We start from the raw sequence: 20,207 nt of genomic DNA on the forward strand, positions 1-20,207 counted from the left end.
GTGCCCGCCCCCGGAGAGCCGGGGACGGGCACCGTCGAACGCGATGGGCCTAGTGGTCGATGGCCTTCTCGACACCGACGCCGGTGAGCGAGCGGACCTCCATCTCGACCGCCTTGTCGGCGAGATCGGTGTCCGGCTTGCCGAAGAGCGTGCCCAGGATCGCGAGGCCGAAGCCGATCGGGATCGACACCAGGCCGGGGTTCTCCAGGGGGAACCAGTGGAAGTCGAGCGACTTGAACATCGACGTCGACTTGCCCGACACGGCCGGCGAGAAGACGATCAGGACGATGGCCGAGATCAGGCCGCCGTACATCGACAGCACCGCGCCGGTGGTGTTGAACTTCCGCCAGAACAGCGAGAACAGGATCGTCGGCAGGTTGGCGGACGCCGCGACGGCGAACGCCAGGGCCACCAGGAAGGCGATGTTCTGCCCCATGGCGCCGATGCCCAGGATGATCGACGCGATGCCGATGACCACGACGGTGATGCGCGAGACACGGACCTGCGATTCCTCGGAAGCCTTGCCGTGCTTGATGACACCGTTGTAGATGTCGTGGGCGAGGCTCGCGGACGCGGTGATCGCCAGGCCGGCGACGACCGCGAGGATGGTGGCGAAGGCGACGGCGGAGATGACCGCCATGAGGATCGTGCCGCCCAGCGAGAACGCGAGCAGCGGCGCCGCGGAGTTGACCCCGCCGGGGGCCTTCGCGATGACGTCGGCGCCCACGTAAGCGGCGGCGCCGAAGCCCAGCACCAGGGTGAAGATGTAGAACGCGCCGATCAGGCCGATGGCCCAGGTCACCGAACGGCGGGCCTCCTTGGCCGTGGGCACGGTGTAGAAGCGCATGAGCACGTGCGGCAGGCCCGCGGTGCCGAGCACCAGCGCCAGCGCCAGCGAGATGAAGTCCAGCTTGGTGGTCTCGGTCTTGCCGTACTTGAGCCCGGGCTCGATGATCTTCTCGCCCGCAGCGCTGCCGTCGATGGCCTTCTGCAGCAGGTCGGAGAAGTTGCCCTTGACCGCGGCGAGCACCATGAGCGTCATCAGCAGTGCGCCGCCGACGAGCAGGACGGCCTTGACCATCTGCACGTAGGTGGTGCCCTTCATGCCGCCGACGAGCACGTAGACGATCATCAGGACGCCGACGACCGCGACGACGACGGCCTGGCCGGTGGTGCCCTTGATGTTGAGCAGGAGCGAGACGAGGCCGCCCGCGCCGGCCATCTGGGCGATCAGGTAGAAGAGGGAGACGGTGAGCGTCGCGAGCGCGGCGGCCATGCGGACGGGGCGCTGCTTGAGCCGGAAGCTCAGCACGTCGGCCATGGTGAACTTGCCGACGTTGCGCAGCCGCTCGGCGACGAGCAGGAGCGCGACGAGCCAGGCGACCAGGAAGCCGATGGAGTACAGGAAACCGTCGTAGCCCTGGACCGCGATGGCGCCGCAGATGCCGAGGAAGCTGGCGGCCGAGAGGTAGTCGCCCGCGATGGCGAAACCGTTCTGCGGGCCCGTGAACGTGGCGCCGCCGGTGTAGAAGTCCGTGGCCTTCTTGGTGGTGCGGCTGGCCTTGATGACCAGGCCCATCGTGACGCCGATGAACAGGACGAAGACGAGGATGTTCAGCGCGGTGGAGCCGACCTGCTGGCCGACCTCGATCGTGCGGGGCTCCCAGGCGAGGAGATCGGTCACTGGCCCGCCTCCCCGGCCTTGAGCTCGCCCTCGATGTGCTCACGGAGATCCGTCGCCATCGGGTCGATCGTGTTGTTCGCGAACCGCACGTACGCCCAGGTGATGGCGAACGTGGTGACGAACTGCCCGAGCCCCATCACCAGCGCGACGTTGATGTTCCCGAACAGCTTCTGGCTCATGAATTCGTGCGCGTAGGTCGCCAGCAGCACGTACACGGCGTACCAGAGCAGGAACGCCACGGAGATCGGGATCACGAACGTCGCCAGCCTGCGCCGGAGCTCGTGGAATTCCTTGCTGTCGTAGGCGCGCTGGTAGACCGCCGCCGTATCCTCTTCGTTCACGTCCGAAAGTGTGGCACGGACCACATTCACCGCAGGGTTGAATGGGCCACATACGCCGTGCAACCCCTTGCAACCGCCTTTACTCGGCGCTTGCTCCGGTCAGGAGTCGAGCGCCCGCCGCGTCGCCGCGGCGATCTCGGCGACCTGCTCGTCGGTGGTGACCAGCGCCGGCGAGTACTGCAGCGTTCCGAGGCCGGCGGCGCGGCCGGAGACGCCCTGCGCCCGAAGCTTCTTCACCATCGCCATGGCCTCGGCGGGCTCGTGCAACTGCACGCCGGCGACGGCGCCGACGCCGCCCCGCACGTCCTTGACCTTCGGGTGGTCGGCCAGCGTGGCGAGCTCCCGCAGCAGGGTGTCCTGCAGCCGCAGCGCCTCGGCGAGCAGGTTCTCGCGCTCCATGATGTCGAGCACCGCCATCGACGCAGCGGCGGCGGCCGCGTGGCCTCCGTAGGTGTAGCCGTGCCGCCACCACACGCCGCCCCCGTAGAAGGGCTCGGCGACGCGCGGTGCCACGAACAGGGCGCCCATCGGCACGTAGCCGCTGGTGAGCCCCTTGGCCGTGGTCATCAGGTCGGGCTCCAAGTCGAACCGGCTCGAGGCGAACCACGCGCCGCCGATCCGGCCGAAGCCCGTGATCACCTCGTCGGCGATGAACAACACGTCGTGCTCACGGCAGATGTCGCGGACCTCGCGCAGGTACCCCTCCGGCGGGGGCAGCAGGCCGCCGGCGCCGATCACCGGCTCCGCGACGAAGGCCGCGATGGCATCCGCGCCGACCCGCTCGATGAGGCCCAGCAGCTCCTTGGCGTCGTCCCACGCGACCGTCGCGGTGTCGTCGAAGAGCACCCCGCCGTAGCCCTCGGCGTTCACCGGGATGCCGCCCAGGCTCGTGCCGCCCACGTGCATGCCGTGATAGGCGTTCGAACGGCCGACGATGAGCTTCTTCTCCGGACGTCCCTGCTCCTGCCAGTACCGGCGGGCCAGCTTGATCGCCGAGTCGACCGAATCGGAGCCGCCCGAAGTGAAGAAGATCTTGCTGTCCGGCACCGGCGCGATGGCCTGCAGGCGGTTCGCGAGGGCGACGGTCGTGTCGGTCGCGGCATCGCCGAAGCCGGTCACGTGCGCGACCTTGAGCAGCTGATCGCGCACCGCGTCGGCGACCTCGGCGCGGCCGTGGCCGACATTGGCGAACCACAGGCCGGCGGTCGCGTCGAGGTACCGATTGCCGTCGGTGTCGAAGACGTACGCGCCCTCGCCGCGCGCGAAAACGAAGGCGCCGTCGCGCTGCACGGCGCCCATGTCCGCGAAGCCGTGCCAGAGTGCCGATGAGGTCGTGGGTCCCTGTCCGCTCATGGTGGATAAACTAGTCGCAAATGACGAAGCAGGAGACGCGCACCGCACGAGACGACGGCGCGGGCGGACCGTCGAAGCGCGATCTGTACGCCGCGCTCGGCACCGATGCCGACCCGGCGCTCACCCTCCGGGACGAGGCCCGCCTCCGCGGAAGACTCAAGCGCGCCAAGCCCTCCGACCTACCGAAGCTGGCCCGCGAGGTGGAGACCGCGCGGGCGCGCTACGCCGAGCGCACGGCGGCGGTGCCGGCGATCGTCTACCCCGAGAACCTCCCCGTCAGCGCGCGGCGCGAGGAGATCGCCAAGGCCATCTCCGAGAACCAGGTCATCATCCTCGCGGGCGAGACCGGCTCGGGGAAGACGACGCAGCTGCCGAAGATCTGCCTCGAGCTCGGCCGCGGCGTCCGGGGCATGATCGGCCACACCCAGCCCCGGCGACTCGCCGCCCGCAGCGTCGCCGAGCGGATCGCCGAGGAGACGAACACGGAGCTGGGCGACGCCGTCGGCTACGCCGTCCGGTTCACCGACCGGGTGTCGGCGAAGACCTCGGTCAAGCTGATGACCGACGGCATCCTGCTGCGCGAGCTCACCCGCGACCGCCTGCTCCGCGACTACGACACGATCATCATCGACGAGGCCCACGAGCGCAGCCTCAACATCGACTTCCTCCTCGGGTACCTGCGGCAGCTCCTGCCCCGCCGGCCCGACCTCAAGGTGATCGTCACATCCGCGACCATCGAGCCGGAGCGGTTCGCCGCCCACTTCGCGCGGCCCGACGGTACGCCCGCCCCCGTGATCGAGGTCAGCGGCCGCACCTACCCGGTGGAGATCCGGTACCGCCCGCTGGACGAGATGACCGACGACGCCGAGCCGCTCGACCAGGTCACCGGGATCGTGCACGCCGTCGACGAGCTCTCCCGCGAGGCACCCGGCGACGTCCTCGTCTTCCTCTCCGGCGAGCGCGAGATCCGTGACGCCGCGGAGGCGCTGCAGGCGCACGTGCGGCCCGGGACCGAGATCCTGCCGCTCTACGCACGCCTGTCTTCCGCCGAGCAGCACCGCGTCTTCGCCCCGCACACGGGCCGGCGGATCGTGCTGTCCACCAACGTCGCCGAGACCTCGCTGACGGTGCCCGGCATCAAGTACGTGGTGGACACCGGCACCGCGCGCATCTCCCGGTACTCGGTGCGCACCAAGGTACAGCGCCTCCCCATCGAGCCGGTCTCGCAGGCCTCGGCGCAGCAGCGCTCCGGGCGCTGCGGCCGCACGTCCGACGGCATCGCGATCCGGCTGTACTCGGAGGACGACTTCGACGCGCGGCCCGTGTACACCGATCCCGAGATCCTGCGGACCAACCTGGCCTCGGTGATCCTGTCGATGACCGCGTTGGAGCTGGGCGAGGTCTCCGCCTTCCCGTTCGTGCAGCCGCCCGACGAGCGGGCCGTCCGCGACGGCACGGCGCTGCTCGAGGAGCTGGGGGCGCTGGAGGACGCGCACGAGGGACACAAGCGACTCTCCGCGGTCGGCCGCCAGCTCGCGGACCTGCCCGTCGACCCGCGCATGGCGCGCATGCTCGTCGCCGCCCGCGAGTTCGGGGTGCTCCCCGAAGTGCTCGTGATCGTCGCCGGGCTGTCGATCCAGGATGTGCGCGAGCGGCCCGCCGAGCACCGTCAGGCCGCAGACGCGCAGCACGCCCGCTTCGCCGACCCAACCTCGGACTTCCTCTCGTACCTGAACCTGTGGCGGCACCTCGGCGACCGTCGCGCGGAGCTGACCTCCAGCGCCTTCCGCCGCGAGTGCCAGCGGGAGTTCCTGCATTACGTGCGGATCCGCGAGTGGCAGGACCTGCAGGGCCAACTGCGGCAGATCTGCCGGGACCTGGGGTGGAAGCTCGACTCGCTCGGCCGGGAGCCGGCGCCGTCGCCCGACCTGATCCACCAGGCGATGCTGGCCGGACTCCTGTCCCAGATCGGCCTGCGCGAGCCGGACGGCAAGGAGTTCCTGGGCGCGCGGAACGCGAAGTTCCTGGTCTTTCCCGGCTCCGCACTCGCCAAGAAGCCGCCGCGGTTCGTCATGGCCGGTGAGCTCGTGGAGACCTCGCGGCTCTTCGCGCGGACCGTCGCCAAGATCGAGCCCGAGTGGGCCGAGAAGCTGGCCGGGCCACTCGCGAAGCACCACTACTCCGAGCCGCACTGGTCCACGAAGCGGGAGGCCGTGCTCGCCAAGGAGCGCGTCACACTCTTCGGCGTGCCGCTGGTGGCCGACCGCACGGTGAACTTCGGCCGGATCGACCCCGTCGCCGCGCGGGAACTCTTCCTGCGGCATGCGCTCGTCCAGGGCGAATGGCGCACGCGCCACCCGTTCTTCGCTCGCAACCGGGCGCTGCTCGACGACGCGGAGTACCTCGAGGACAAGGCCCGCCGCCGGGACATCGTCGTGGACGAGGACGGTCTCTACGACTTCTACGACCGACGCGTGCCCGAGGGCATCGTCTCGGCGCGCCACTTCGACTCCTGGTGGAAGAAGACCTCGCGGACCGACCCCGGGTTGCTGGACCTCACCGCCGACGACCTCCTCGCCGACGGTGCCGCCGACGTCACGGCGGAGGCGTACCCGACGTCGTGGCTGCAGGGCCGCATCGAGGTCCCGCTGAAGTACCGCTTCGAGCCGGGTGCGGCCGACGACGGCGTCACCGCGCGGATCCCCGTCAAGGACCTGTCCACCGTCCGCGCCGACGGCTTCGAGTGGCTCGTCCCCGCGATGCGCGAGGAGCTCGCGGTCGCGCTGATCAAGTCGCTGCCCAAGCAGCTGCGCCGCGAGGTGGTGCCGGCCCCCGACTTCGCCGCGGCCGCGCTCGCGCGCCTCACCCCGCGCGCGGAGCCGCTCACCGAGGGCCTCGCCCGCGAGCTGACGCAGCTGTCCGGCACCGTGATCCGAGCCGGGGACTTCGCCACCGGCGCGATCCCCGATCACCTGCGGGTGACGTTCACGGTGATCGGCGACGACGGCCGCGTGCTCGGGACCGGCAAGGACCTCGACGCCCTCAAGCGCAAACTCGGGGCCGCGGTGCAGCAGGACCTGTCGAGCCGCGCCGGGGCGTACGAGCGCGCTCCGGCGAAGCAGTGGACCGCGGACACGCTCGGCGACGTGCCGCGGACCATCGACACCGAGGTGCGCGGCAGCCGCGTGACCGGCTTCGGCACTCTCTACCCCGCCGGTGACGCCGCGGGCGTGAAGGTGGTCGCGGCGGAGCCGGAGCAGACCGCGCTGATGGGGGCCGGGCTCGACGTGCTCCTCGCCAACGTCCTCCCGGCGGGGCACAAGTCGGTGCTGCAGTCCGTCGGACAGCGGGAACGGCTGGCGCTGTCGCAGAGCCCGTACGCGACGCCGATGGACCTCGTCGCCGACTGCCGGCGGCGCGCCATCACGGATCTCCGTGTCCGCGCGGGCCTCGCGTGGACGCCGGACGAGTTCGAGTCGCTCACGGCGACGGTGCGCGCCGGGCTCGGCGAGGCGGTCCAGCAGAACTTCGCCGCCGTCGCCGCCGCGGTGGCGACGGCCACCGAGGTTCGATGCGCGATCGCGTCCGCGCCGCCGGCGCTGCGCGACGCGGCGGAGGACATCGCCGAACAGCTCGACGGGCTGCTGTTCAGCGGCTTCGTCGCGGCCACTGCGGACGTCCATCTGCAACACCTGCCGCGCTACACCGCGGGCGCCGCCGCGCGCTGGGCCGCGCTACCCGCGTCGATCGACCGGGACGACCGCGGCATGGCGACGCTGGATCGTGTCTACGGCGCCCTGACCGCGAAGCTGGACACACTGCCCGAGCATCGCCGCGACGCAGCTCTGGACCAGGTGCACTGGCTGATCGAGGAACTGCGGGTCAGCCTGTTCGCGCAGTCGCTCGGTACCGCCGGGTCGGTCTCGGAGAAGAAGGTGCTGGCCGCGATCGCGGCTCTGACCTGAGAGCCGACCGCGCGGGCCGGCGCGGAAACGGGCTACGCCGCGTCGGTGGGGTCCGCCGCGGCGGCCCGGGTGCGGAGATCGCGGATGGCGGCCTCGAAGTCCTCGATGGACGAGAACCCCTGGTAGACGGAGGCGAACCGCAGGTAGGCCACCTCGTCGAGGTCGCGGAGCGGCCCGAGGATGGCGAGGCCCACCTCGTTCGCAGGAACCTCGGCCACGCCCATCGCGCGGATCGCCTCCTCGACCTGCTGGGCGAGCTTGTGCAGATCGTCCTCGGCGACGTCGCGGCCCTGGCACGCGCGGCGCACGCCCTTGACGACCTTCTCGCGGCTGAAGGGCTCGGTGACGCCGTTGCGCTTCACGACGGCCATCACCGCGCTCTCGACGGTGGTGAAGCGGCGCCCGCACTCGTTGCAGGAGCGGCGGCGGCGAATGCCCTGCCCGTCGTCGAAGACACGCGAATCGACCACACGGGTGTCCTCGTTCTTGCAGAACGGGCAATACATCGGTCCACCTCCCGCGCGGCTGCGCTCGGACGTCCGGCGGGGCAGTTGCAGCACGGTGGCCCCTGCCACCGACGTGCCCCGCGATCTCGACTCCGAGAATACTCGGCGCGGGAACGGCACCACGTTGTCGAGGTGGGCGGAGCGCCCGCCCTGCCGGGAATCCACTATCGCCATGCGGGTGGTCATCTGCGTCTCCTTCGCTCGTGGGTGATGGTCAGTAGCGCGGCGTGACGAGGGTCTGCCCCGCGTGCACGCGGCCGCCCTGCAGGCCGTTGATCTCCGAGATCTCCGCGACGACGGCGGCCTGAGCGCGCTCGGGCGCGATCTCACGGGCGATCTGCGCGAGGTCCTGGCCGGCACGGACCGTCACGACCGAGGTGAGGGCGGGCTGCGCCGCACCGGCGGGCGCGGGCTCCGCCTGGGGCGCGCCGCCGAACAGCACCAGCAGCGCGGCGAAGACGCCGGCGGCGAACAGGACGCACGCCGCGACGGACGGGCCGGGGATGCGGCGCGCGCAGCCGTCGGCGCGCGAGTAGCCGAGGGGTGCGCGGCGCCCCGCAGTACGCACGCCCGGGCGTTCGACGGTGCGCCGAGCGGACCCGCGGGCACCGGTCACGCGGACGGCGGTGAGCTCCGTTCGAACAAGACCCTCTGCGGCGCCGTTCGACGAGGTGATCGAGAGCGCCGACACCTCCCGCCCGCGGCTGCGGGCGAGCCGCGGCGAGACCCCGCGGGCCCGGGTCGCGCCGCGCCGGTCGGCGGCCGCCGAACCGTGCCGCACGAGCGCCTGCGCCTCGGCGGCGGCGCTCTGCGCTGCAATGATGACGTCTCGATCGATGATCGCGGTCATGATCTCTCCTTCGTCGGTAGCGGGTCCTTCTCGCTCACCTACTGGTCTATCGGAGGGGACTGACAAGTTTTCAATCCAGCCCCACCAGTCACACCGGAGTGCGTGCAAGTGTTCGAGAGAACTTCTGTTCGATTTCTACCACACCCCTCGAGCGAGCGGAAGACACGCGGACAAATTTCTCGAACAGATGTTTGTCAGGTCGTTCGAGCTGGACTACAGTGGAGTCGGAACCGAACGGGCGTGAGGAGCGACACATGACAGATGAGCGACAGGTTCAACACCGGGACAAGCGCTTCCGCGACGCACAGGGCAACGTCTCCGAGGATCACCTCACCCGTCGCCAGAAGCAGGTCCTGGAAGTCATCCGGCGCTCCGTCCGCGAGCGCGGCTATCCCCCGAGCATCCGGGAGATCGGCGACGAGGTGGGCCTCACGTCCACCTCCTCCGTGGCGCATCAGCTCCGCACCCTGGAGCGCCTGGGCTTCCTGCACCGCGATCCGAACCGCCCCCGCGCCGTGAACGTCCAGGGCGCCGAGGAGCGCACGGCCCAGGTCATCCAGAAGGTCATGGAGGACGAGGACCGGATGCCGGAGCCCGCGTTCGTCCCGGTGCTGGGGCGCATCGCCGCGGGCGGCCCCATCCTGGCCGAGGAGGCGGTGGAGGAGATCTTCCCGCTTCCCCGTGAACTCGTGGGCGAGGGCTCACTGTTCCTGCTCAAGGTGGTCGGCGAGTCGATGACGGACGCCGCGATCTGCGACGGGGACTGGGTCGTGGTGCGTCAGCAGTCCGTCGCCGAGAACGGCGACATCGTCGCCGCGATGCTCGACGGCGAGGCCACCGTCAAGACCTTCCGGCGCACGGGCCGCGACGTCTGGCTGATGCCGCACAATCCCGCCTTCGACCCGATCCACGGCAACGACGCGGTGATCCTCGGGAAGGTCGTCACCGTGATGCGTCGGATCTGACCGCACCCGCACTCGCCTCCGGCCGCGCCGGCTCGTCGACCGCTCGGTCGGGGGCCGGCGTTCGTCGTCCACCGAGGGACGCCAGCGCGCACGCGGCGCCGCCGAGCACCAGCCCGGCGAGCACACCCGGATGAAGGGCCTCGCCCAGCATCAGGAAGGCGAACAGCGCGGAGACCGACGGGATCACGGCGAAGAGCATCGCGGCGCCGCTCGCCCCGGCGATGCCGATCACGCGCAGGTACAGCGTCGTCGCCGTCATCGAACTCAGCAGCACCATCAGCACGAGCACGAGGGCGCCCTGCACGGGATCGCTCACCGTCGCGCCGAACAGTACGGTCAGAGCGCCGGCCGGCACGGCCGCGACCACCATGCCGATCGCATTCCCGGCCAACGGATCGACGCCGCGGCAGAACCGCTGCTGGTACACCCCGCCCACGGCGATGCCCGCCAGTCCCACCAGCGTGAACCCGATCCCCGCCCCGGCATGGGCCAGGGCCGGCACCGTCGACCAGCACGCCGTGACGACCGCTGCGAGCCCCAGCAGAGCCGCCAGGGCGCGGCGGGCCGTGAGTCGCTCGCGGAGCGCTATCCGGGCCACCACCGTCGTCACGGCCGGGTTGACACCGATGATCAGGGCCGCGACCCCCGCAGGCACGCCCGCCTGTAGCCCCAGGTAGCAGCCCAGGAACTGCGTGGCCTGCGTGAGCAGCCCGACGACGACGGCGTGTCCCAGGTCGGCGCCCCGCGGCAGGCGCCGGTCGGTCGCGCGCACCAGGCCGAGCATCAACACCCCGGAGACCGCGAACCGCAGGAAGAGCAGCAGGAACGGGCTCATCGCCGCGATCCCGAGGGCACCCAGCGGATACCCGAAGGCGTACAGCACCACGACGGAGAGCGCGAGCATCGGCGGAATTCTCATGACTCGATGGTCGAACGCGCAGGCCCCCGCCGTCCAACAATGATTGACGATCACGATCGATCGGTTCTATCGTTCAGTCATGCCGGATCCGATCCTGGACATCGTCCCACTGCGCAGCGTGGTCGCCATCGCCCGCTGCGGCGGAGTCCACCGCGCCGCCGAGACGCTCCACCTCACGCAGTCGACCGTCAGCGCGCACCTGCGCAGGCTCGAGAAGTCGACGGGCGGCACGATCGTCGAGAAGGCGGGCCGCGGAATCCGGTTCACCGATCACGGCAACCGGCTCCTCGGGCACGCCCAGACGATTCTCGACGCGCACGACGCCGCCGTCCACGCTCTCGCCTCCCCCACGACCCGCACGCTGTCGGTCGCCGCGACCGAGCACGGCGCCGACCGGCTCATCCCCGAGCTCAGCCGCGGCTTCGGCGCCCTCCCGGGAGGATGGGCCGCCCAGTTCCGGTTCGATCGCAGTGCGCAGATCGCGGGCGCCGTCGACCGCGGTCTCGCCGACGTGGCGGTCTTCCTCGCCGCCGGCGATCACCCGGACGCCGTCGGCCCCATCGACCTGCAGTGGTACGCCGCCCGGGAGTGGGAGCGCCCCGCCGGAACGGTGCCCGTCCTCCTCTTCGACGACCCGTGCGTGCTGCGCGCGCCCGCGGCGGACGCGCTCGCGCGCAACGGGATCGACTACACGATCGCCGCCGAGGCCGCGAACCTCGCGGGCCTGTACTCCGCGGCCCGCAGCGGCCTGGGGGTCACGCTGCTCCCCGCCATCGACGCGACCGACGGCCTGGTCACCGTCGACACGATGCCGCACCTGCCGCCGATCGCTCTCGCGGTCACCGTCGGGCCGCGCGTGCCGGCGACGGTCCGGGCCGCCGTCCGCGGTGCCGCCGCCTCACTGACCACTCCCCGCTAGACCGCGCTCGCCTCCGCCGCGTCCACCGTCTGGCTGAGGAGGACTGCGATGGTCATGGGTCCGACGCCACCCGGCACCGGGGACGCGGCGCGGGCGCGCGCGGCCGCGCCCGGGGCGACGTCCCCTGGGGTGAAGCCCGCGTCGACGATGACCGCACCGGGGCGCACCATGTCGGCGGTGATCAGGCCCGGCCGGCCCGCGGCAGCGATGAGGACGTCGGCGCGTCGGGTGTGCGCGGCGAGGTCGCGGGTGCGGGAGTGACACACCGTGACCGTCGCGTCGCGCTGGACGAGCATCGCGGACAGCGGCTTTCCGAGGATCGCGCTGCGCCCGACCACGGTCACGTCCGCGCCCGCGAGCACGACTCCGTGATGGTCGAGCAAGGCGACGATTCCTGCGGGCGTGCAACTGCGGTGGCCCGGCCTGCCGAGCGCGGCGGCCGCGAAAGCGGCGCTCGAGGTGCCGTCGACGTCCTTCGTCACAGGGATCGCGTCGAACGCGGCGCACTCGTCCACCTGCGGCGGCAGTGGATGCTGCAACAGGATGCCGTGCACGCCGTCGTCAGCCCCCAACTCGGAGAGCACACTGATCAGCTCGGCCGTCGTGGTCTCCGCGGGCAGGTGAACGAAGCGGGAGTCCAGGCCGTGGTCGGAACACCGACGGCGCTTCATCGCCACGTACGTGGCGGATCCCGGGTCGTCGCCGACCAGCACGGTGGCCAGGGTCGGGGTGAACGGCAGCGCCGCGGCGCGTGCGGCGGTGCGGCCGTTGAGCTCTGCGGCGAGCCGGGTTCCGGAGAGAACGATGGGCACGGACATGGCGACCTCCTGGGACTTCGACGCCCAGGCGCGCGGCTCACGGATACTCCGGTGGGCCGCTCCCCCGGGGTGCTCCCCGTCAGCGCCAGTCACGGCCACCCTCGAGGCTACCCGCCCTGCGCGCTCGCCTCCGCGTACCGGTGCAGGTGGTCGGTGGCCGAGCCGAACTCGGTCTCGATGGCGGTGAGCCGCTTGAAGCAGTGCCCGATCGCCAGCTCCTCCGTCATGCCCATGCCGCCGTGCAGCTGGACCGCGTTCTGCCCGACGAACCGCGCGGCCCGCGCGATGGTGATCTTCGCGGCCGAGACGGCGCGACGCCGCACCTGCGGCTCCGCGTCGAGGTTGAGCACCGCGAGGTAGCTCGCCGCGACGGATTGCTCGAGCTCGAGCGACATGTCCACCATGCGGTGCTGCAGCGCCTGGAAGGAGCCGATCGGCACGCCGAACTGGCGGCGCTGCTTGGCGTAGGCCACCGTGTCCGCCACCACGCGGCGCATGATCCCGACTCCCTCACAGCACACCGCGGCGGCACCGTCGTCGAGGGCGCGTTCGATGACGTCCCAGGCCCCGCCCTCGGCGCCGAGCAGCGCGGACGCGGGCACGCGGAGATCGGCGAGCACGAGATCGCCCGTGTGGTGATCGTCGATCGTGCGGAAGTACTGCGCGCTCACCCCGGCGGGCGGGGCCTGCGGGTCGAACTCCAGCAGGAAGAGCGAGATCCCGTCGCGGTCGAGCCGGCCTCCTGCGGTGCGGGCGGCGACGATCAGGTGCGTCGCGACCGGCAGGTCCGCGACCACGATCTTCGCCCCGGACAGCACGTACTCGTCACCGTCGCGCACGGCCGTCGTCTGGACGTCCCAGGACTCGCGCCCGGACTCGGGCTCGGTGAGCGCGAACGCGGTTCGCGCGCCTCCGTCGGCGATCGCCGTCAGCAGCGCGTCGGCGGCCGCGCCGCCGGATCCGCGCAGCAGGGCGGCGCCCACGACGGCGGTGCCGACGTAGGGCTCGACGACGAGCGCGCCGCCGAGCTCCTCGGCGATCACCATCATCTCCTCGGGCCCGCCGCCCAATCCGCCCACGGACTCGGGCAGCGTCGCGGCGAGGATGCCCAGCTCGGAGGCGAAGGCCTCCCACACGGCGGGTTGCCACCCGATTTCGGAGCGGGCCGCGCTGCGCGACTCCACCAGCGGGTACCGGCCCGCGAGGTAGGACCGCACGGCGTCGCGCAGCATCGTCTGTTCGTCGGTGAGTGTGAAGTCCATCTACAGCCCCAATGCCGCTTTCGCCAGGATGTTCCGTTGGATCTCGTTGGAGCCCGCGTAGATCGAGCCCGCACGATCGTTGAAGTAGCGCAGCGGCGCGACGGCCTGCCACAGGTCTCCGCTGTGCGCGCCGTCGGCGGGCGGAAGGTACTCGACCACCGGTCCGCCGGGCCGCGTGACGTGCGGCTGATAGACCCGGCCGCGGGGGCCGGCGCTCTTGTGGATGAACTCGGTGATCGCCTGGCTCAGCTCCGTACCCAGGATCTTGAGCATCGACGACGCGGTGCCCGGGTTGCCGCCCGCGGCGAGCACGGCGAGCGAGCGGTGCTCGAGGATCTCCAGGACGTCGACGCGGGCGCGCAGCTCCGCCAGCCCGAGGCGGAAGTCGTCGTCCTCGGACAACGGCCGCCCGCCGCGGCCGGGCACCGTCGTCGCCTCCTCGGCGAGCCGGTCGAGCGAGACCTGCATCCAGGGAGCCGCGGCGCCGCCGCCGCGCTCGAACTCGAGGAGGTACTTGGCGACCGTCCAGCCCTCGTCGATCTTCCCCAGCACGTTGGCCTTCGGCACCCGAACCCTGTCGAAGAAGACCACGTTCTGCACCTCCTCGCCGGAGGCCATGACGAGCGGCTGGATCTCGATGCCGGGCACCGTCATGTCGAGGAGCAGGAACGTGATGCCCTGCTGCTTGCGCTCCTGCTTCGAGGTGCGGACCAGCGCGAACATCCAGTTCGCCTCGCGCGCGTGGGTGGTCCAGATCTTGGATCCGGTGAGCACGAGGTCGTCGCCGTCGGACTCCGCGCGCATCGCCAACGAGGCGAGGTCCGAACCGGATTCGGGCTCGGAGTAGCCCTGGCAGAAGAAGACCGACTCGTCGAGGATGCCCGGGAGGAAGAACTTCTTCTGCTCCTCGGTCCCGAACTTCACGATGGCGTGCGCGACCATCCGGATCCCCATCGGCGACAGGAAGGGAGCGCCGGCGAGCACGGATTCGCGCGAGAAGATGTAGTGCTGCGCGACCGACCAGTCGCAGCCGCCCCACTCCACGGGCCATCCGGGCGCGGCCCACCCCTGCTTGTGCAGGATCGCCTGCCACTGCAGGCTCGCCTCGTGATCGGAGTAGACGCTGGTCGCCAGCCTGCCGGCCGCCCGCAGATCGTCGGTGAGGTGCGTGTCGAGGAACTCCCGCACCTCGTCGCGGAAGGCCTCTTCCTCCGCCGTGAACGTCACATCCATCCGGGTCTTCCCCTCGTTGACACCCTCGCACTGGCGAGACAAAATAGGAGTATGTCTCATCCGGAGCGTCCTGACAACCAGGTCGAGGTGATCCACCGCGCCGCGCAGTGGTTCCGCGAGGGCCGACGGGTGGACCTGGGGCAGCTCGCGAAGGCGAGCGGGATCGGCCGGGCCACGCTGTACCGGTGGTTCGAGGGCCGCGAACAGGTGGTGGGCGAGGCGATCTGGCTCGGCATCGCGCAGGCGATCGCACGGGTCGAGGCCGCCGAGCCGGTCCGCGACCGCGCGGCCTTCCTCCGCTCGTTCGGGCGGCTCGCGCACGAGGTGCGCGACTATCCCCCGCTCGCCGGATTCGCCACGGACGAACCGGAGTTCGCGATGCGGGTCCTGCAGTCGGGCGGCAGCGTGGTGCAGGCGCGGCTGATCGAGTGGGTCGCGGGCTGGCTGGCCGACATCGCCGTCCCGTCCTCCGACGCCGCCCGCGGCGTATCCCGGGCGGACCTCGCCTACGCGATCGTCCGGCTCGCGGAGTCGTTCCTGTGGTCCGACATGATCATCGGTACGCCGCCCCAGCCGGACAAGGCCGCGGCCCTCGTCGAGCTGCTCCTCGACGGGGCGGGCCGGCCCTAGCCGGAGACGATGCCGACGACGAGGTTGATCGCCGTCGCGAGGATGACGGTGCCGAAGGCGTACGAGAGCAGGCAGTGCCGCAACACCACGCTGCGGAGCTCCCGGGTGGAGACCGAGTTGTCGGAGACCTGATAGGTCATGCCGAGGTTGTAGCTGAAGTAGAAGAAGTCGCGGTACGAGGGCGGGTCGTCCGTCCCCCAGTCGATGCCGCCCGGCTCGTCGCCCTCGTCGCCGTAGTAGAGCGCGGCGTACTGCGTGGCGTAGGTCAGGTGCAGCGAGGCCCACACGGCGAAGGCGGCGAGTAGCGCACCCGCCGCGGCCACGTTCCGCGCGTCGGTGCGGCCCGCGAGCAGCAGGATCACGATCGCCGCGAGGCCGCTGATCGCGATCACCCCCACCACGAGCTCGGCGACCCGGGGCCGGAAGTTCTCGCGGCGCACCGTCGCCCGGGTGGCGGCGTCGTCCAGCGGCCACAACACGAACCACCCGACGGCGGCGAAGACCGCGGCCGCCGTGCCGATGCCCAGCAGCGCGCCCAGCGAGAAGCCCAGCGGGACGCCGACGGCCACCGTCGTGACGGCGCCGACGGCGAGGGCGAGCGCGGCGCGCGCGGACGCCGAGGGCGGGAGGTCGCGGGTCTCGCTCACGACGCCGGGTACTGCGCCAGGGCTCCGGCGAGGGGCCCGGGGACCCGGGCGACGATCCGCGTACCGTCGGCCTCGTGCTCGGCGCTGACGACGGTGCCCTCGGCGTGGATCCGCGCGACGAGGTCGCCGCGGTCGTAGGGCAGGAGTGTGCTGACCTCGACGTCGCCCGCGGTGATGAGCTGCGTCATCCGCTCGAGCAGCTCGTCGATGCCCTCGCGCGAATGCGCCGAGACGAAGACCGCCTCGGGCAGCGCGACGCGCAGCTGGGCCAGCACCACCGGATCGGCGGCGTCGATCTTGTTGACCACGAGCAACTCCCGCGGCAGCGACGCCTCCCGCTCCCCCGCGACATCGCGCAGGACCTGCCGCACGGCGTCGATCTGGCGCTGCGGCATCACGTCGCTGCCGTCGACGACGTGCAGCAGCAGGTCGGCGTCGACGACCTCCTCGAGCGTCGACCGGAAGGCCTCGACGAGCTGGGTGGGCAGGTGCCGCACGAAGCCGACGGTGTCGGTGAGGACGACGTCGCGGCCGTCCGTGAGCACGCCCTGCCGGGTGGTCGGGTCGAGGGTGGCGAACAGCGCGTTCTGCACCAGCACGCCGGCGTCGGTGAGCGCGTTGAGCAGGCTCGACTTCCCGGCGTTGGTGTACCCGGCGATCGCCACGGCGGGTACGCCCGAGCGGCGACGCGAGCCACGCTTGGTGTCCCGGGCCTGCTTCATGCCCTTGATCTCGCGGCGCAGCTTCGCCATCCGCTCACGGATCCGGCGACGGTCGGTCTCGATCTTCGTCTCACCCGGACCACGGAGGCCCACGCCGCCGTTGCTGCCCGCGCGACCGCCGGCCTGCCGGGACAGCGCCTCGCCCCAACCGCGCAGGCGGGGCAGCATGTACTCCATCTGCGCAAGGCTGACCTGCGCCTTGCCCTCGCGGGACGTCGCGTGCTGGGCGAAGATGTCGAGGATCAGGGCGGTGCGGTCGATGACCTTGACCTTCACCACCTTCTCCAGGGCGTTGAGCTGCGCGGGCGTGAGCTCGCCGTCGCAGATCACCGTGTCGGCGCCGGTCGCGAGCACGACCTCGCGGAGTTCGTGCGCCTTGCCGGAGCCGATGTAGGTGGCGGGGTCGGGCCGGTCGCGACGCTGGATCAGTCCCTCGAGGACCGCGGAGCCCGCGGTTTCGGCCAGTGCCTTGAGCTCGGCGAGCGAGGCGTCGGCCTGCGCCGCGGAGCCGGAGGTCCACACGCCCACGAGCACGACCTGCTCGAGACGCAACTGGCGGTATTCGACCTCGGTGACGTCGTCGAGCTCGGTCGAGAGGCCGACGACGCGACGGAGCGACGAACGCTCCTGCAACTGGAGTTCGCCGACGGTCGGGGCCGGCTCCCAGGTATCCATGTCTGTCATATGCCTCCAGTGTGGCACGACGGGACGTGGGAGGTCACGCGGGTTTTCCCAGGGCTGAACGCGGCGGCCGTCGTCAGAGGCGCGCGGTACCGGAGGCGACGAGGCGGCTGGGCCCGCGGAGCACGGCACCGTCGGCCTCGACGGTGACGGTGACGACCCCGCCCGGCACGTGCACGTCGACCGCGCCGGTCTCGAGGCCCGCGGCGCGCAGGGCCGCGACCGCGGCGGCGACGGTGCCGGTCCCGCAGGACCGGGTCTCCCCCGAGCCGCGCTCGTGCACGCGCATGTGCACGGCACCGTCGGCCAGCGGGGTGACGACCTCGACGTTCGTGCCGTGCGGGAACAGGCCGTGGTCGAAGGTGGGCGCGCTGGCGACGTCGAGGGCCAGCAGGTCCTGCTCGGTGAGCCCGGGCACGATGCAGGCGAGGTGCGGGTTGCCCACGTCGACGGCGATCCCGGCCAGGTCGCGCCCGTCGACCCCGGCGGACGAGCTGCCGAAGACGCGGGGCACGCCTATCGCGACGGAGACCTCGGCGGTCTCGGGGTCGGCGTGGTGCACGCGCACCGGCTTAGCGCCGGCCCGGGAGCCGACCGTGAACTCATCGCCCGCCACCAGCGCGTTCGCAGCGAGGAAGTGGGCGAAGACGCGCACGCCGTTGCCGCACATCTCGGCGATCGAGCCGTCGGAGTTGCGGTAGTCCATGAACCAGTCCTCGCGGGCCACGCCGGCGGGCAGCGCGTCGAGGACGCCGGCGTCCAGCAGCTCACCCGCGCGGGCGGCGCGGAGCACGCCGTCACCGCCGATGCCGGCGCGGCGGTCGCAGAGGGCGGCGACGAGCTCGGGCGTGAGGTCGATGTCGACGCCCGGGTCCGGCAGGATCACGAAGTCGTTCTCCGTGCCGTGGCCCTTGAGGAAGTCCACTGCGGTCATAGGAACCAGTCTACGGGCGCGTCATGGCCGCCACGGCGGGGCGGCGTGCGCGGCGAGCGCGGCGCCGAGCAGGTCCGGCGCCGCGGCGTCCAGCCAGACGACGCGGGGATCGCGCCGGAACCACGACCGCTGCCGGCGGACGTACCGCCGCGTGCCGATGAAGGTCAGTTCGCGCGCCTGCTCGAGGTCGTACTCGCCGTCGAGCGCGGCGAGCACTTGGGCGTAGCCGATCGCGCGGGCCGCGGTGACGCCCTCCCGCAGGCCCCGCTCCTCGAGGGCACGGACCTCGTCGACGAGACCGCCGTCGAACATGCGCCGGGTGCGCAGGTCGATCCGGGCGTCGAGTTCCTCCGTGTCGCGGTCGAGGGCGACGATCGCGGTGTCCCAGCGGGCCGGGCCGATCTCGGGCGCGGACGCGGCGAAGGGCTCGCCGGTGATGGTCACGACCTCGAGGGCGCGGACGATCCTGCGGCCGTCGGTGGTGAGGATCTTCGCGCCCGCGGCGGGGTCGAGCGCGGCCAGCTCGCGGTGCAGGGCGAGGGGCCCGACCTCGGCGAGGCGGTCCTCGAACCGCCGCCGCACGTCCGGGTCGGTCGCGGGGAAGCTCCACTCGTCGAGCAGGGCCTGGAAGTACATCATCGAGCCGCCGACGATGACCGGGGTGCGGCCCGCGGCGAGCAGCGCCTCGGCGTCGGCGCGGGCCCGCTCCTGGTAAGCGGCGACGGTGGCGGTCTCGGTCACCTCCAGCACGTCGAGCTGATGGTGCGGGATCCCGCGCCGCTCCTCGACGGGCAGCTTCGCCGTGCCGATGTCCATGCCCCGGTACATCTGCATGGCGTCGATGTTGATGATCTCGCCGTCCAGCCGTTCGGCGAGGTCGAGCGCGAGGTCCGACTTGCCGGTCGCGGTGGGGCCGACGACGGCGATCGGCCGGGTCACCGTCACGCAGCGCCGCCGGTGGCGACGAGGTAGCCGACGCCGAACGGGGCGTCGCGGTAGAGCACGTCGACGGGGCCGCCCGCGCAGGCCTCGGCCGCGGCGCGCCAGCCGTCGTCGAGCCCGTCGACGGGGCCGCCCGCACGGACCGCGTCGACCTGGGCCTCGAAGACCGCCTCGTCCTCCGGACGGTGGCCGCCCGGCGCGCGGGCGGTCAGGGTGTTCGGTCCGTCGAGCACGAAGAGCACGCCCTCCGCGTCGGCGTCGTCGACGATCCGGGCCGCCGGCGCCGCGCTCCCCCGGAGCCAGGCGGCGAGCAGCAGCGGGAGCGGCCACGTCGGGCTGGGCGGCAGGTCGTTCGACGGTGCGCCGGGCCCCGTCGTGACGATGACGTCGGCGCCGAACCCGGCGAACGTCCCCGCAGAGGCCTCGTCGCCCCTGGTCACGGGCGCGGACGCGACGACACGCCAGGTGCGGGCGCGGGCGCCGAGCCACGCCCCCGCGGCGAGCGCGGCGCCGCGCAGCCGGTCGGCATCCGGGTCGCCGGGGGCGCCCACCAGCTCGGGAACGAGCAGCGGAGCGCCGGGGATGACGGCCACGGGCCGGTGGTCGCGCGGGGACGGGTGCACGAGAAGAACGCTAATCGATCGCGCCAGGGCGCCCGCGGAGTGCTTCAATGGATCCGGGCCCGCGCGCAGTGCGGGTCCATGACGACCGGCAGCCGTGACGCGCGGCGCAGACGAAGGGGAACCCCGTGGCCGAGAACGACCCGATCGCCGAGACCACTCCGATCGAGAACGCCGCTCCCAAGCCGACCCCGGGCGCCCGGCCCGGCCCCAAGC

At 71.9% G+C, this 20,207-nt stretch carries 18 protein-coding genes and 1 riboswitch; of the genes, 4 read left to right on the forward strand and 14 right to left on the reverse strand.

Annotated features, from left to right (window positions below; translation table 11 throughout):
• Nucleotides 1-49 precede the first annotated feature (49 nt).
• The 3 genes from LB823_RS05595 to LB823_RS05605 form a co-directional block, all read right to left on the reverse strand.
• Nucleotides 50-1,684, reverse strand: a complete 1,635-nt coding sequence (locus LB823_RS05595; RefSeq protein ID WP_224645776.1) for a cation acetate symporter — start codon at nt 1,682-1,684, stop codon at nt 50-52.
• Nucleotides 1,681-2,025, reverse strand: a complete 345-nt coding sequence (locus LB823_RS05600; protein WP_224645777.1) for a DUF485 domain-containing protein — start codon at nt 2,023-2,025, stop codon at nt 1,681-1,683. The genes LB823_RS05595 and LB823_RS05600 overlap by 4 nt, the downstream gene beginning before the upstream one ends.
• Before the next feature lie 99 nt (nt 2,026-2,124).
• A complete protein-coding gene (locus tag LB823_RS05605) occupies nt 2,125-3,378 on the reverse strand; it encodes an aspartate aminotransferase family protein (protein WP_224645778.1) in 1,254 nt (417 codons plus the stop codon).
• 20 nt (nt 3,379-3,398) lie between these two features.
• On the opposite strand from LB823_RS05605, the gene hrpA reads away from it, so the two are divergent.
• Entirely contained in the window at nt 3,399-7,343 is a 3,945-nt protein-coding gene (hrpA, locus tag LB823_RS05610; protein WP_224645779.1) for an ATP-dependent RNA helicase HrpA, read from the forward strand.
• A 32-nt stretch (nt 7,344-7,375) separates the two neighbouring features.
• On the opposite strand, the gene nrdR is transcribed toward hrpA, so the two are convergent.
• Both nrdR and LB823_RS05620 read right to left on the reverse strand, forming a co-directional pair.
• Nucleotides 7,376-7,849, reverse strand: a complete 474-nt coding sequence (gene nrdR / locus LB823_RS05615; RefSeq protein WP_224645796.1) for a transcriptional regulator NrdR — start codon at nt 7,847-7,849, stop codon at nt 7,376-7,378.
• Nucleotides 7,850-8,063: 214 nt separating this feature from the next.
• Complete coding sequence (locus LB823_RS05620) at nt 8,064-8,699, reverse strand: hypothetical protein (RefSeq protein ID WP_224645780.1); 636 nt, start codon at nt 8,697-8,699, stop codon at nt 8,064-8,066.
• Nucleotides 8,700-8,953: 254 nt separating this feature from the next.
• Here LB823_RS05620 and lexA point away from each other — a divergent pair, with 254 nt between their 5' ends.
• Nucleotides 8,954-9,664 (forward strand): transcriptional repressor LexA, encoded by a 711-nt coding sequence (lexA, locus tag LB823_RS05625; protein WP_224645781.1) that lies wholly within the window; start codon nt 8,954-8,956, stop codon nt 9,662-9,664.
• On the opposite strand, the gene LB823_RS05630 is transcribed toward lexA, so the two are convergent.
• Complete coding sequence (locus LB823_RS05630) at nt 9,642-10,583, reverse strand: DMT family transporter (RefSeq protein WP_224645782.1); 942 nt, start codon at nt 10,581-10,583, stop codon at nt 9,642-9,644. The genes lexA and LB823_RS05630 overlap by 23 nt on opposite strands.
• Before the next feature lie 79 nt (nt 10,584-10,662).
• On the opposite strand from LB823_RS05630, the gene LB823_RS05635 reads away from it, so the two are divergent.
• On the forward strand, nt 10,663-11,502 hold the full coding sequence (locus tag LB823_RS05635) for a LysR family transcriptional regulator (protein ID WP_224645783.1): 840 nt from the start codon (nt 10,663-10,665) through the stop codon (nt 11,500-11,502).
• On the opposite strand, the gene LB823_RS05640 is transcribed toward LB823_RS05635, so the two are convergent.
• The 3 genes from LB823_RS05640 to LB823_RS05650 all read right to left on the reverse strand — a co-directional run bounded on the left by LB823_RS05640 (nt 11,499) and on the right by LB823_RS05650 (nt 14,815).
• A complete protein-coding gene (locus tag LB823_RS05640) occupies nt 11,499-12,320 on the reverse strand; it encodes a bifunctional 5,10-methylenetetrahydrofolate dehydrogenase/5,10-methenyltetrahydrofolate cyclohydrolase (protein WP_224645784.1) in 822 nt (273 codons plus the stop codon). The genes LB823_RS05635 and LB823_RS05640 overlap by 4 nt on opposite strands.
• 15 nt (nt 12,321-12,335) lie before the next feature.
• Nucleotides 12,336-12,423, reverse strand: a riboswitch (ZMP/ZTP riboswitch).
• A gap of 4 nt (nt 12,424-12,427) precedes the next feature.
• Nucleotides 12,428-13,582 (reverse strand): acyl-CoA dehydrogenase family protein, encoded by a 1,155-nt coding sequence (locus LB823_RS05645; RefSeq protein ID WP_224645785.1) that lies wholly within the window; start codon nt 13,580-13,582, stop codon nt 12,428-12,430.
• Nucleotides 13,583-14,815 carry an acyl-CoA dehydrogenase family protein gene (locus LB823_RS05650; protein ID WP_224645786.1) on the reverse strand — a complete coding sequence of 411 codons (1,233 nt, stop codon included), beginning with the start codon at nt 14,813-14,815 and terminating at the stop codon, nt 13,583-13,585.
• Between the two features lie 51 nt (nt 14,816-14,866).
• On the opposite strand from LB823_RS05650, the gene LB823_RS05655 reads away from it, so the two are divergent.
• Nucleotides 14,867-15,445 carry a QsdR family transcriptional regulator gene (locus LB823_RS05655; protein WP_224645787.1) on the forward strand — a complete coding sequence of 193 codons (579 nt, stop codon included), beginning with the start codon at nt 14,867-14,869 and terminating at the stop codon, nt 15,443-15,445.
• On the opposite strand, the gene LB823_RS05660 is transcribed toward LB823_RS05655, so the two are convergent.
• The 5 genes from LB823_RS05660 to LB823_RS05680 form a co-directional block, all read right to left on the reverse strand.
• Nucleotides 15,442-16,092 (reverse strand): DUF1345 domain-containing protein, encoded by a 651-nt coding sequence (locus LB823_RS05660; RefSeq protein ID WP_224645788.1) that lies wholly within the window; start codon nt 16,090-16,092, stop codon nt 15,442-15,444. The two genes, LB823_RS05655 and LB823_RS05660, sit on opposite strands and share 4 nt — an antisense overlap.
• Nucleotides 16,089-17,498: a GTPase HflX gene (gene hflX, locus LB823_RS05665; RefSeq protein WP_224645789.1), complete on the reverse strand. Its 1,410-nt coding sequence runs from the start codon at nt 17,496-17,498 to the stop codon at nt 16,089-16,091. The genes LB823_RS05660 and hflX overlap by 4 nt, the downstream gene beginning before the upstream one ends.
• A 73-nt stretch (nt 17,499-17,571) precedes the next feature.
• Entirely contained in the window at nt 17,572-18,420 is an 849-nt protein-coding gene (dapF, locus tag LB823_RS05670) for a diaminopimelate epimerase (RefSeq protein ID WP_224645797.1), read from the reverse strand.
• A 30-nt stretch (nt 18,421-18,450) separates the two neighbouring features.
• Nucleotides 18,451-19,368 carry a tRNA (adenosine(37)-N6)-dimethylallyltransferase MiaA gene (gene miaA / locus LB823_RS05675; RefSeq protein ID WP_374201277.1) on the reverse strand — a complete coding sequence of 306 codons (918 nt, stop codon included), beginning with the start codon at nt 19,366-19,368 and terminating at the stop codon, nt 18,451-18,453.
• A gap of 2 nt (nt 19,369-19,370) precedes the next feature.
• Entirely contained in the window at nt 19,371-19,994 is a 624-nt protein-coding gene (locus tag LB823_RS05680) for a hypothetical protein (RefSeq protein WP_224645791.1), read from the reverse strand.
• Nucleotides 19,995-20,207 lie beyond the last annotated feature (213 nt).

Source organism: Tsukamurella sp. M9C (assembly GCF_020169415.1).
Taxonomy (GTDB): domain Bacteria; phylum Actinomycetota; class Actinomycetes; order Mycobacteriales; family Mycobacteriaceae; genus Tsukamurella.